Source organism: Effusibacillus pohliae DSM 22757, assembly GCF_000376225.1.
Classification (GTDB): Bacteria; Bacillota; Bacilli; order Tumebacillales; family Effusibacillaceae; genus Effusibacillus; species Effusibacillus pohliae.
The window spans coordinates 14,820-27,781 of record NZ_AQXL01000131.1 but is presented as its reverse complement, the minus strand read 5'-3'; the positions used below and the strand labels follow the sequence as shown (position 1 = coordinate 27,781).

The following is a 12,962-nucleotide window of genomic DNA, read 5'->3' as shown; positions in this document are numbered from 1 at the left end:
TTACAATGTGGAAAGAAACAAAACCGGGTGGAGATGGATCGGTTGGAGACGTGGAAACGGAATTTGTACATGATGTGCTTTGTGCAATGCGGAGCGGGGATCAGTCTGAGTTTTATTTTTTCGTTTTTGCCGTTGTATTTGCCATACCTCGGGATTACGGAGACCCACCAGGTGGCCGTCTGGGCGGGAGTGCTGATGGCGGCCGCCCCGCTGTTCGCCGCCCTGTTGGGGCCGCTGTGGGGGAATCTCGGCGACCGGCACGGCCGCAAGCTGATGGTCGAACGGGTATTGCTGAGCAATATTTTTGTCGTGGTGGCGATGGGGTTTGTCGGCAACGTCTACCAGCTGCTCGGGCTGCGGATTCTGCAGGGGATGCTCGGCGGCTTTGCGTCTGCCGCATTGGCGTTGGTAACATCGTTCACCCCCCGGGAAAAAACGGGCGCGGCGCTGGGTATCTACCAGACGGCAACGTTGATTGGAACCGCATCCGGACCGTTTATCGGCGGGCTGTTGGCCGATGCGTTCGGATACCGGTTTCCATTTTACTTTATGGGCGTTATCAGCTTCCTGTCACTCTTGCTGGTGCATTTCCAGGTGCAGGAACCGCCGCGTACGGATGCGTTAAAAAAGCCGGAATCGTTCCTCGCCAGTCTGTCGGCCGTCACACAGATTCCTGGGTTGCTGCCGATGGCGTTTATCAATTTTCTGATCCAGTTCGGGCTGATGATCGTTGCCCCGCTGGTACCTCTGTATATCAAATCGATGGCCGGTCCCGAAACATATGTCGCGACCATCACCGGTACGATCCTGGCACTCGCTGGCGTTGCTGCCTCCGTTTCGTCGATCACCGCAGGACGGTTGGGCGACCGGGTGGGGCATCGGCGGATTCTGCTGGCGTTAACGATCGGGACGGCGTTGATGTTTGGACTGACCGCCTTGACCACGACGATTCTGGCGTTTGCCGCGACGCGGATCGCAGCCGGCCTGTTTATCGGCGGTCTGATGCCGACGAGCAACGCCCTGATTTCCCGGTTTGTGACGGAGGAGAAGCGAGGCGTGGCGTACGGTGTGACGACCAGTATGACATTGTTGGGAACGGTGGCCGGTCCGCTATCGGGCGGCTGGCTGTCCGGCTGGATCGGCCTGCAGGAGACGTTTCTGGTGACGATGGGGATGTTTTTTGCCGCCGCGCTGTGGATTTGGACACATACCCCGCAAGCGCAAGAGGGAGAATCGGCCGCATGATCGATACGCATTATCACCTGGATCAACTGGATGACGAACAGTTGGATCGGATGCTGCGGGAGGCGCAGGCAGGCGGCGTGCAAACAGTGATCGCCCCGGCTACCGGTTTGGAATCGGCCAGGCGGCTGTTGCAGATCCGCGATCGCTACCCGCAGCTTGTAAAAATCGGGGTGGGCGTACACCCGGAACGACCCGATGTATGTTCCGGAGATGCAGCTGCGCGGGCGTCTGTGATGAAGGAAATCGGGCAATTGGAGCAACTGTTGCAAATGGGCGGCGGGAACATTTGCGCGATCGGAGAGGTCGGGTTACCTTACTACTCGCTGCCGGAGGGCCGCCGTTTGCCGGAGATGATTCCGGGGCTTGCTTGGGACATTCTGGAGCGGAGTCTGACGCTTGCGAAAAACTGTCGACTGCCGGTCATCCTGCATGCGGTCCACACGATGGCGCGGCCATGCATGCAGCTGATTTTGCGACACGGGATCGAGAGAGCCGTGTTTCATTGGCTGAAAGCTCCGCATGATGTGGTCGATGAGATCGTTTCGCACGGGTTTTACATTTCGGTGACGCCGGAAGCGGTGTACCGGGAACGGGACATGGAGTTGCTGCGCCGGGTGCCGCTCGGCCAACTGCTGCTGGAAACGGACGGGCCTTGGCCGCACCGGGGGCCTTATCAGGGCAGGCTGACCCACCCGTTGTGGGTGGGCGATGTCGCACAGACGGCGGCCTGGATTCACGGTGTTTCTGTCGAACGGGTGCTGGTGGTAACCGCCGACAATGCACGGGAACTGTTCCGGCTGGAGGGGGAATAGAACTTGCAAATTCTGTTTTATGGGCTGTTGATGTGCACGAGCGTTCTCTGGGCCGGAAATTTTGTCGCGGGAAAATTTCTCGTCGGTCACGCATCGCCGCTGACGCTGACCAGCATGCGCTGGCTGGGGGCGATTGTGTGCCTGGTGCCGGTCGTCTGGCTGATCGACCGGCGTCTGCTGCCGCCGAAACAGGCGGTGTGGCCTCTGTTCCTGATGGGCCTGACGGGCGTCGTGCTGTTCAATCTTTTCATGTTTCTGGCTTTGGAACGGACGTCCGCCGACAACGTGGGCCTCTTGTCGGCACTCAATCCGGTGGCGATTGCGATCGCTTCATTTTTCATCCTGCATGAAAAAATGTCGCCGCGCCAACTCGCCGGCATGTGCATCTCCTTGTTCGGGGTGGTGGCCGTGATCTCCCATGGTGACTTCTCGAAGTTGCTGCAGTTTCGCTTGAACAGCGGAGATCTGTTCATGCTGGCGGCAGTCGCCACCTGGGGCCTCTATTCGGTTGCCGGCCGCAAGGCGATGCAGTACGTCTCGCCGTATATGTCCACCTTGTGGGCGGGCGTTTTCGGCGTTTTGGTTTTGCTGCCGTTGAACCTGCCTTCGTTTGCCATTGACAGCGCCGATTTGGGCTTCTGGATTGCGAGCCTGTATGTCAGTCTGGGCGCAACCGTACTGGCGATGGTGTTTTGGAATCTGGGCGTGCAGCGGGTGGGCGGCACCAGGGCAGGGATGTTTCTCAACTTCAACCCGGTTTTTACGGCCGTCCTGGCTTATTTTCTGATCGGTGAGCATTTGACGTTGGTGCAGCTGGCCGCCACTGTGCTGGTGATCGGCGGCGTGTATCTGTTCACGGCGAATGGGAGGGTACCGTTGTCGCTGGCAAAGAAACAAAAAACGGCGGCGTGAGGAAGAGGATACTCCGCCGTCTCCCTTACCATGATCGAAACAGCTGTTCTCGAGAAAGCGGCAAAATAGAGGGGGCGCCAAGCCTATGGTATAATACTGCCAACGAAACTGGTAGTCCAACTGCATATTGGGCAACTCCGTTTTGGCATCCCATCAGCAGCAGCTATCTCCGAGTCGGCTTTCCTACAGCGGGAATCAGCGGGCCGCCAGATTTTTGGCCGGTTGATTTTCCCGCCATGGAGGTCGGACCGAAAGGGATACAGGGGAAACGCTGTGTCCTCCCGATTTGGAAAGGAGATTGATACAATGGAACCATTGAGGGCGCCAACAGCGGCGGAAAACCGGTTGTTGACGGACAGGTTTGGGCGTGTGCACGATTATTTGCGGATATCCTTGACGGACCGTTGCAACCTGCGCTGCGTCTATTGCATGCCGGCAGAGGGCATGCAGTTTATGGAGAACGGCAAGCATCTGACGTTTGACGAGATCGAGGCGGTGGTGCGTGTCGCGGCAAAATTGGGAGTGCGCCGACTGCGTCTCACTGGCGGCGAACCGCTGGTGCGGCCGCATGTGGAACAACTGGTGGCACGTTTGGCGGCGATTCCCGGAATCGAGGACATCGCCTTGACCACCAATGCCATTTTTCTCGCGCCGAAAGCGGAAGCTTTGAAACAAGCGGGCATCACGCGGATCAACATTTCGCTCGATTCGATGCGCCAGTACCGGTTTGCGCAAATCACCCGAGGCGGTGATATCAGCAAGGTGCTGGCCGGGTTGGAAGCGGCGTTTCGCGTTGGCTTTCACCCGATCAAACTGAACGTGGTTCTGATGAAAGGGTTCAACGACGATGAAGTGGATGACTTTTTGCGGCTGTCGATGGAACGGGAGATCCACATCCGCTTTATCGAGTACATGCCGATCGGCCATGACGATGACGGATGGCGAAACCGATACCTGCCGCTCGACTATGTAAAAGAGCGCTGTCTGGCCTTGGGGCTGACACCCCAACCGGAGGCAGCCGTGTTTGGAAACGGACCGGCCGAGTATTTCAGGCTGCCGGGTGCCAAAGGAACGTTTGGCCTGATCCATCCGGTCAGCGACCATTTTTGCGAACGGTGTAACCGTTTGCGTTTGACGGCTGACGGAAATCTTAAGCCCTGCCTGTTCTGGCAGGACGAGTTCAACGTGCGGAACTATATCGGCGATGAGCAGGCGCTGGCCGACCTGTTTTTCCGGGCGCTGGACATCAAACCGGAAACCCACGAAATGGCGAAAGTGCTGTTCGGGGAGCGGCTCAGCCATCAGCCGACGGAACGCCGCATGTCGCAGATAGGCGGGTAGGAGAGAAGCATGAACAAGGAGTTGACCCATTTTAACGAGCAAGGACGGGCGCACATGGTGGATGTTACCGACAAACCGGTCACCCGACGATCGGCGACCGCGTATGCGCGAATCGTTATGCAGCCGGCGACGCTCGCCCGCATTCGAGAAGGATCGATGGAAAAAGGGGACGTGCTGGCGGTGGCCCAGGTGGCGGGCATCATGGCGGCGAAAAAGACCGCCGATCTGATCCCCATGTGCCATCCGCTGCCACTGACGAAAGTCGATATCCGGTTTGAACCGCAACCGGACGAAAACGCGCTGGACATATACGCCACAGCCAAAGTGACGGGCGTGACGGGCGTCGAGATGGAAGCGCTGACCGCCGTTTCAGTAGCGGCGCTTACCGTCTATGACATGTGCAAGGCGATCGACAAGGGGATGGTGATCGCCAACGTCTGCCTGCTGGAGAAAAAAGGCGGTAAAAGCGGCGATTTTGTGCGGGGAGGCGAGCAGGGGTGAAATGCCGACACATCCCCCTGCTCTCCACCTTTCTCATTTTCCATGCGCTTCATTTCCTCTGCTACGTTTTTTCACTTCGAAATTGCACATCATGAAACCCCTTCGTCATTCCTCCCGTTTATTTCCATAGACGTGCTCGCGCTGACACTTGGGTAGAGAAAATTTTGCTTGACAAAAAAGAATTATCAAAATAATATGATGGTAAGTTTACGTTAACGTCAACTTGCGGAGGTCGCCATGTCACAGGAGCGTCTTTATTCAATCAGCGAACTGGCAGCCATGTTTGACATTAGCCCGCGCACGATCCGCTATTACGAAGAGGTCGGCTTGCTGGCTTCCGAAACGCGGGCGAGTCCCACCCAGCAGCGTTACTACACAAACACGGAACGCCGCCGGCTGAAACTGATTTTGCGCGGCAAGCGGCTGGGGTTCAGCCTGCAGGAGATCAAGGAGATGGTGGACATGTACGAGTCGAATCCGACGGGCGAGGAGGAGAGGCGGCGGATCCTCGCGTATGCGGACCGAAAACTGCGGGAGATCGACGAGAAAATCGCCGAGCTGGAAATGCTGAAAGCGGATATTTTGGCCAACCGGGAAAAGTTTCTGAAGGAAACAGAAACGAAAGGGGAATCGGAATGAGCCAACCCGCACCGACCATCCATGGATTGCTGGAACGAAACGCCCGCAAGTTTCCTGACAAGGAAGCGTTCATCAGTTCCGGCAAGCGTCTCACCTATTCGCAAATGAACGAGGCGGCCAACCGGATTGCGCGGTGGCTGCAAACAAGCGGCATCGGGCGCGGTGACCGGATGATGATCCTCGCTCGCAACAATGAAAATTTTTTATACGCATATTTCGCACTGCTCAAGGCTGGATGCATCGTGATGCCGGTCAACGCCCGCCTGACGACCCCGGAACTCGCTGTGCTCTTGCGCAATTCCCAGGCAAAGGGCATCCTGTTTGAAAAAGATCTGGCCAAAACGGTAGACGGATTGTGCGAGTTCTACCCGGTTCAGCACCTGATCTGCATCGAGGATGGGGCAGTTGCCGCAGCGTTCTGCGCCCCGGACAATCTCAACTTGCCGATCGATTCCCGGGACGTGTGCAAAATTCTCTTCACATCTGGGACGACCGGCGTTCCGAAGGGGGCAATGTTCAACCACGAACGGATTCTGGCGGCGGCGACGATGATTTCGATTGAATTCCAGCTTTCTTTCGACGATCGGATATTAACCCTGATGCCGCTGTCCCACTCATTTCCGCTGAACTGCATTTTTGTCAGCGGCCTGTATTGTGGAGCTTCGCACGTGTTGGGAGATTTCACGCCGCAGTCGTTTTTGAAGTGGATCCAAGAAGAGAAGACCACGTTTACGTTTGCAGCTCCCGTGGCCTACCTGCTTGTAGCCAAAGAACCCAACCTGAGGGAATACGATTTGTCCAGCATGCGGGTGTTCGCATACGGGGGAGGGCCGTTGGCGCTTGCCTCCTACCAGCGAGTGCGGGAAGCGTTTCAAAACGATAATTTCTATCAGGTGTACGGTTTGACGGAGGCCGGGCCGAACGGGTGTATGCTGCGTCCGCACGAGCATTTGACGAAAGCGGGCAGCATTGGCAGGCGTCCGTCGGTGAACATGGAAATGCGGGTCGTGCGGCCTGACGGCAGCGACACGGCTCCCAACGAATACGGGGAGATCGTGTTGACAGGCGACAGCCTGATGCTCGGGTACGACAACAATCCGCAGGCGACAAGCGAGGTAATCCGGGACGGCTGGCTGCTTACCGGGGATATCGCTTACCGGGATGAGGAGGGGTACGTCTATATCGTCGATCGCAAAAAGGATGTGATCATCACCGGAGGTGTCAATGTCTATCCGCGGGAAATCGAAGAAGTGCTGGCCAGGCACCCTGCGGTGCTCGAATCGTGCGTTGTCGGCGTACCGCATGACGAATGGGGCGAGACGGTAAAGGCGGTGATCGTGCCGAAAGGAGATGTGACGGAAGCGGAATTACGGGATTTTGTAAGCGTTTACCTGGCGGATTACAAACGACCCCGGTTGTATTCGTTCGTGCAGGAACTCCCCCGCAACGCCAGTGGAAAGATCCTCAAACAGCAGGTTAAGCACCTGTAGATTCATAAGGAAAAAGGAGGAAGAGCGGGATGATCGATTACGAAAAATGGGAGACAGGCAACGACGCCAACTGGTACTCGGATGATCCGATTCTCACGCGGTACGCGAAACGGTACCTGCCGCAGGCGGTCTATCATTATGTGGAACAAACGTTTATGCACACGGGGGCGCTTGCTGCAGGGCCGATCGACCGGCGGGCGGTACATACGGACCGCGAGGGCGCTCCGCGGCTGATTCGATACAACCGGCGGGGGGAGGAGATCAACGAGGTTTGGTACAACGAAGGGTATCTGAAAACGGTGCAGGAAGGATACGGGACCGGGGTGGTGGCCTATCGGTATGATCAGAATGCGCCCGAGAAAATCCCTTTTTTTGTTAATTCCATCCTGTTGTACCTGCTCTGCGAAGCGGAGCCAGGTTTCACCTGTCCGGTCGGGCTCACCCAGTCGGTCGCCTTTGTCCTGGAGAAGTTCGGTTCCGAGGAACAGAAGCGGAACTATTTGACCCGGTTGGCCTCGACCGATCCGGCAACGATCGCGCAAGGCGCCACATTCCTGACGGAAATCCAGGGCGGATCCGATGTGGGAGCCACCCAGACGGTCGCTGTCAAAAACGGGGATCACTATCTGCTCACCGGCGAAAAATGGTTTGCCAGCAACTGTGACGCCGAAGTGGCGATCACCCTGGCGCGGGTGAATGACAAACCTTCCACCAAGGGGCTCGGACTGTTCCTGCTGCCGCGAACGCTGCCTGACGGCAGCCGCAACCGGGTGTCGATCCGCAGGCTGAAAGACAAGCTTGGGGTGCGGGCGGTGGCGAGCGGCGAACTGATTTTGAACCAGGCGGTCGGCTATCTGATTGGCGAAGCGGATCAAGGATTCAAATACATGGCGGAAGCGTTGAACGTGTCGCGGCTTGGAACGGCCCTCGCCGGCCTGGCGATCGCGCGGCGGTCGTTTCTGGAAGCGGCCATTTACACCAGCCACCGGACGGCGTTCGGCAGCAAAATCAACCGGTTCCCGATGGTGCAGGAAACATTAGCCGATCTGATCACCGAGATTGAAGCGGGCTGGGCGATCGTCGCCCAAATGATCCAGCAGTTTGACCGGGTGCACACGTACGGTGCCGGTACGGAGGCCGATTACAAGCTGCTGCGCATCCTACTGTCGCTTGCCAAATACCGCTGCAGCGAACTGGGAGTGACGGCGGCCAAGCGTTCACTGGAACTGCACGGGGGCAATGGGTATATCGAAGAATATGTGACGCCGCGGTTGCTGCGCGACGCGGTGGTCAATCCGGTGTGGGAAGGAACGGCGAACATCCAGGCGCTGGAGGTGTTGAAAACGCTGCAAAAAGGGGGAGGTGAGCCGTTCATTGAAGACCTCCGCAGTACGTTGGCGCAAATCGAGCATCCGAAACCGGCGGAGCTGAAACAGACCTTGACGGAAGTCGCCGATCGGGTGGAACACCTGATCCGCCACATCCTGGCCGAGGATGAACTGACCCAGACGGCGGTGGCGAAAAAATTGGCCGACGCGATGTACGATGTGTACAGCGCCATCCACCTGCTGGAGGAAGCGCAGTACGATCTGCAGACGGACGGAGACGGCAGAAGGTTGCTGGCAGTCGAGCACTGGTGCCGGTTGAGTGTGCGACCGGACCGGGAACGCGAAATTTTGGCCGGGCGGACGATTTCGGACAGCGCGTTTCGTTCGCTTGTACAGTTTGCAGTCTGGGCCGGTGAGGAAAGGGAACGCCGATGATGGGATGCTGATCGATATCGGTCCGCAGAGTTTGCTGCGCGACTTGGCTGATTTTTACCGGACACACGATTTTGATCTGGTCGCGTTGACCCATTTCGAGGACAGCCAAGGGGGCTGTCCTTTCGACTAGCCGGATGCAACTTGGCCGGCTTAGGTCATACCTCAAACCGTTCTGCAATCTGGTGGATTTTGTCGGAAACGTTCCGCAGGCGGGCCGTTTGATCGGCCAGTTGTTCGGTCGCATTGTATTGCGTTTCGCCGGCTGCGGCTACTTCTTGCGCAGACAGGGTGAACGAGTCGGAAATCTCCCGGACTTTTTCAATGCGCGATTCAATGTCATCGACGCTGCGCAACACGTCTGCCATGATGGTCGAGTTGCGGGTGGTTTGAACGGCGGTGACCGAAGATTTGTCTGTCAGGGTCTGAATCAACGTTTGCAATTCCTGCACCAGCCGAATTCCCTGCTCCACTTCCAGCCGTTCCTCCTGCACGATGGTGGCTGCCTGATTCGACTTCAGCATGATCGCTCCCGCTAGTTGCATCACGCCCGACGCCACTTCATCGGAGCGCGCCGCCAATTTGCGCACCTCATCCGCTACCACGGCAAATCCTCTGCCTTCGGCCCCCGCACGGGCAGCCTCGATTGCCGCGTTCAACGCCAGCAGATTGGTTTGCTCGGCGATTTCGCGGATGTCACGAATCATTTGCTCAATGCCTGCCGCCTGTTTTTCCAACTCTTGCATCGACGCTTCGGCCGTCAGGCTGGCCGCTTGAATTCGTTGCATTTGCGCCTGCAACGTGTTCGTTTTTTCCATGCCTTGCTTCGCCACGCTTTCCGCTTCCTGCGACAGTTGGCTGGTCGCTTGCAGGTCGGCGCCCGCCTGTCTGATTTTGCTTGCGATCTGTTTCAAAATTTGTTCCGTCTCCCGCACCAGACCGGTCTGCTGCTGCGAACCGCTGCTCATCTGCTGCAGGCTGGCGGACAACTGTTGGGAAGCGGCCACCAGGTCGTGCACCATCTGTTCCTGTTTGCCGCTGATGTCCTGCGTGGAAACGGAGGCGTTGCGCAGCTCCTTCAGGATATTCTGCATGCCGATCGCCAGTTTGTTGATTTCAAACGCCATTTGCCCGAATTCGTCGCGCCGGCCCGTTTCCGCCCGTTTTGTCAGTTTGCCGGAGGAAACCGATTTGGTAACCGCCATCCACTGTTTCCAATTCCGCAAAAAATCGCGGAACATCAACCGGCTTGCGAGGATCGCAAGCAACAGGGAGACAGCCGTAAAAATCGTCCGCAGCAGCAGCGAATCGCCCACCCAGATTCCGGCTGCGGCCAGTAGGGTCGGCGCGGCGCAGGCGCCGAGGATTTTCCAGCCGAGCGAGGCGGACCGGATGATGATCCCCAACCGAAGGTTGTAGGCTGGCTTTCCATTGATCCGCACCGGCGCCGCTGCATCCAGCAGGAATTCGCCCGTGTCCCGGTGATACGGCTGCGCGATCGGCTGCAGCGTCTGGGCGGCTGTTTTCTCCATTTTCGAATTGAAAAAGTGCATTCCTTCCCGCAAGCGGTTGGTATGTAATACGGCGAGCCCATTTTCCCGCGACACGAGCACGAAATACTCATCTCCGTCGAGATGGCGGTCGAGCTGTTCGCGCAGCTCGGGAGTCGCCTCTTCCAGCGTCCGCTGGGCCAATATTCTTTCCAGTTCGTCTGCTGCCGCCTGCACTTTCGCCAATGCCCGTTTTTCCAGTTTGGAAGACACTTTCACGTGAGATTCCCCCCGGTGTTGGTCGAATTGCGGAACTCCTTACTCTATTCAATTCGCAAATAAATTGAACATTCCTGTCTGTTTGCTTCATCACGCAGGAAAAAAGGTCCCACCTGAACCGGTGGGAACCGTCTACATCCCGATATATTTTGCGTAGAGGGTGCGGGCGACAGCCGGATCGGACGTTCCCTGCACCAGCACACGGCCGTCCGGAAAAATCACCAGTTTTTGCTCGCCCGGTTGGAAACGCAGCAAAAATTTGTTCCGTTCGGTTGCACCCAGCGGGGACAGCCTGCGCTGGAGGGCATCCAGATCGAGCTGCATCTCCGCTTGCGGCGAGATTTGGATTGTGTCGCGACCGCACAGACTGGTCGCTTCCGTGCCGGACCGCGGTTCCAAATAGTCGAACTGCCGCATGCCGCAGCACGGACAATCGGGCCGTCTGGCGCCTTTCACATTCACCTCCGAAAGGTGGTGGTCCCAAAGCGAGACATGCAGCATCGAGGGGCGCAGCGCCGCGTGATCACCAACCAGGAGTTTCATCGCCTCGACCGCTTGAAACGACGCGACGATATGAATCAAGGGGCCGATTACGCCCGCTGTGTCGCATGTCGGCGTGCTGCCCGGCGCCGGTGGTGAATCGAACAGGCAGCGCAAACAGGGCGTCTCGCCGGGGCGAATCGTGAGCGTCATCCCATGAGCGCTGACACCGCCAGCATAGATCCAGGGGATCCCGTGCTTGACGCAAACGTCGTTGATCAGAAAGCGAACCTGAAAATTATCGGTTCCGTCCAGCACCAGATCGACATCCGCCAACAGCCTCTCCGCATTTTGCCACGTCAGGTCGGCGATTACCGGCTCCACCTCGACGCCGGAATTGATCCGCTGCAACTTGTCGGCTGCTGCAGCCGCTTTCGGAATTCCCTCCCGTGCATCGTTCTCGTCATACAGCATTTGCCGCTGCAGATTGCTTTCTTCGACAAAGTCGCGGTCGATCAGACGGACAAAACCGACGCCCGCCCGGACCATGTGGTTCGCCAGCACCGTGCCGAGCGCGCCCATGCCGACGATCGCCAACCGGCTGTTGAGCAATTTTTGTTGACCCGACTCGCCGATCGGGGCGAACAGGATTTGTCTCGAATAACGCATATGGTCCATGGCGAATCACCTCCTGCACAGGTACGGTTGTTCCAGCGGATTGCGAGTAGATGCGGCAATCCCCGCCACGCCCGGATTGGATTTTTCGCAAGTCGATTATTCCAACGGATGGGCGAGCGGATTCCAGGGGCCTTGCTGGTGTCCCTTCCACTCGGAGCCATCTTCCCACACTTCTTTCTTCCAGATCGGCACGATCTGTTTCAACCGTTCGATCGCATACCTTCCCGCTTCAAACGCGGCTGCCCGGTGCGGAGTGGCGACCGCGATGACGACGGCCGCTTCCTCAATCTCCAGTTTGCCGATGCGGTGACTGATGGCCACTTGCGTGCCGGGCCATTTTGCTTCGATTTCGGCGGCGATTTCCGCCATTTTCTTGACCGCCATTTGCGGATAGGCTTCGTATTCCAGATGCAAGGTGCGCTGGCCGTTGGTAAACTCACGGACCGTGCCGACAAATGTCAGGACAGCGCCCGCGTAAGGGTTGGACACTTTTCGGATCAGCCTGTCGGATGACAGGGGCTCTGTCGTGATTTCAAACCGCGGATCGTTCCCGGAACCGCCAGATACGGGGGGGATCACAGCCAGCTCGTCACCTTCCCGGATCACGGTGGCGCGATCCGCATATTCCTGATTGACCGACACAAAGCATCGGCCCAGCAGTTCGGCCGCGGCTGGAAAATCGGCCTGCAGCTTGGCCAGCAAATCGCCGGCCGTCGCTCCTTCCTGCAAGCGAACGGTGTATTCGCGATGTCCGGTTGCCTCGGCGACGCCGGCAAAAAAACGGATTGTATGCTCCATGTCGATTCCCCCTGTTCAAAACATATCATATCATACTAGCAGTTTCTTCCCTAATCAATAGGGTAAACGATTGGTACCGAATTTGGTAGTCGACTGCATGTTTCGGGCAACTCTCTCCGTGTCCGCTTTCCTGCAGCAAGAATGGCGATGCGCCGGGCTTTCAGCCAAAAGCGTCAAAAGCTGCGATTTCGTGCGGGAAGTCAAGTGAACGGGCGAGGAATTGTCACTCCCCGCCCGTTTCCGCCTTGCCAGGTTCCCCTTCCACCTCGACCAGTTCACCTCGCTGCACCGGCCCGGCGTTCGGGATGTTCTGCATCACCACACCCCCGCCTTCGTTTTCCATGCGGTCCATTTCCTCCGCCGCGTCTTTTTCTCCTTGAAAATGCACATCATCGTATCCCATCGTGCAATCCCTCCATCTTGCCTGAATTTACCCATAGAATGCACGGAACCGCCGGAGTTATGTAATGCCATGGTTTGCTGCAACAAACCGCTCTGTTTTTGTATGAAACATTGGCTGGAAATCCATACTAATGC

General features: G+C 57.6%; 13 protein-coding genes and 1 riboswitch. Of the genes, 9 read left to right on the top strand and 4 right to left on the bottom strand.

The features are described 5' to 3' along the window. The first annotated feature begins 42 nt into the window (after positions 1–42). From C230_RS20615 to C230_RS22675, 9 genes are all read left to right on the top strand, one after another. Positions 43–1,245 (top strand): MFS transporter, encoded by a 1,203-nt coding sequence (locus C230_RS20615; protein WP_018132839.1) that lies wholly within the window; start codon positions 43–45, stop codon positions 1,243–1,245. Next, a complete protein-coding gene (locus C230_RS0114835) occupies positions 1,242–2,057 on the top strand; it encodes a TatD family hydrolase (RefSeq protein WP_018132838.1) in 816 nt (271 codons plus the stop codon). The genes C230_RS20615 and C230_RS0114835 overlap by 4 nt, the downstream gene beginning before the upstream one ends. Before the next feature lie 3 nt (positions 2,058–2,060). After that, complete coding sequence (locus C230_RS0114830; protein WP_018132837.1) at positions 2,061–2,969, top strand: DMT family transporter; 909 nt, start codon at positions 2,061–2,063, stop codon at positions 2,967–2,969. 155 nt (positions 2,970–3,124) lie between these two features. Next, positions 3,125–3,282: riboswitch (molybdenum cofactor riboswitch) on the top strand. After that, the gene (moaA, locus tag C230_RS0114825) at positions 3,276–4,310 is read left to right on the top strand and encodes a GTP 3',8-cyclase MoaA (RefSeq protein ID WP_018132836.1); all 1,035 of its coding nucleotides are present in this window, start codon (positions 3,276–3,278) and stop codon (positions 4,308–4,310) included. (Overlaps the previous riboswitch by 7 nt.) A gap of 9 nt (positions 4,311–4,319) precedes the next feature. Continuing rightward, the gene (gene moaC, locus C230_RS0114820) at positions 4,320–4,811 is read left to right on the top strand and encodes a cyclic pyranopterin monophosphate synthase MoaC (RefSeq protein WP_018132835.1); all 492 of its coding nucleotides are present in this window, start codon (positions 4,320–4,322) and stop codon (positions 4,809–4,811) included. 237 nt (positions 4,812–5,048) lie between these two features. Continuing rightward, on the top strand, positions 5,049–5,450 hold the full coding sequence (locus tag C230_RS0114815; protein ID WP_018132834.1) for a MerR family DNA-binding protein: 402 nt from the start codon (positions 5,049–5,051) through the stop codon (positions 5,448–5,450). Further along, positions 5,447–6,940, top strand: coding sequence for a class I adenylate-forming enzyme family protein (locus C230_RS0114810; RefSeq protein ID WP_018132833.1), 1,494 nt, complete (start codon positions 5,447–5,449; stop codon positions 6,938–6,940). The genes C230_RS0114815 and C230_RS0114810 overlap by 4 nt, the downstream gene beginning before the upstream one ends. A 29-nt stretch (positions 6,941–6,969) precedes the next feature. After that, positions 6,970–8,703 (top strand): acyl-CoA dehydrogenase family protein, encoded by a 1,734-nt coding sequence (locus C230_RS20610; RefSeq protein ID WP_018132832.1) that lies wholly within the window; start codon positions 6,970–6,972, stop codon positions 8,701–8,703. After that, positions 8,681–8,833, top strand: a complete 153-nt coding sequence (locus C230_RS22675; RefSeq protein ID WP_156807474.1) for a hypothetical protein — start codon at positions 8,681–8,683, stop codon at positions 8,831–8,833. The genes C230_RS20610 and C230_RS22675 overlap by 23 nt, the downstream gene beginning before the upstream one ends. A 25-nt stretch (positions 8,834–8,858) precedes the next feature. Here C230_RS22675 and C230_RS0114795 read toward each other — a convergent pair whose 3' ends face one another. The 4 genes from C230_RS0114795 to C230_RS0114780 all read right to left on the bottom strand — a co-directional run bounded on the left by C230_RS0114795 (position 8,859) and on the right by C230_RS0114780 (position 12,828). Beyond that, complete coding sequence (locus tag C230_RS0114795) at positions 8,859–10,469, bottom strand: methyl-accepting chemotaxis protein (protein ID WP_018132830.1); 1,611 nt, start codon at positions 10,467–10,469, stop codon at positions 8,859–8,861. Between the two features lie 132 nt (positions 10,470–10,601). Then, positions 10,602–11,627 carry a ThiF family adenylyltransferase gene (locus C230_RS0114790; RefSeq protein ID WP_018132829.1) on the bottom strand — a complete coding sequence of 342 codons (1,026 nt, stop codon included), beginning with the start codon at positions 11,625–11,627 and terminating at the stop codon, positions 10,602–10,604. 96 nt (positions 11,628–11,723) lie between these two features. Beyond that, complete coding sequence (gene moaD, locus C230_RS23645) at positions 11,724–12,425, bottom strand: molybdopterin converting factor subunit 1 (RefSeq protein WP_018132828.1); 702 nt, start codon at positions 12,423–12,425, stop codon at positions 11,724–11,726. Between the two features lie 223 nt (positions 12,426–12,648). Beyond that, on the bottom strand, positions 12,649–12,828 hold the full coding sequence (locus tag C230_RS0114780) for a hypothetical protein (RefSeq protein WP_018132827.1): 180 nt from the start codon (positions 12,826–12,828) through the stop codon (positions 12,649–12,651). Positions 12,829–12,962 lie beyond the last annotated feature (134 nt).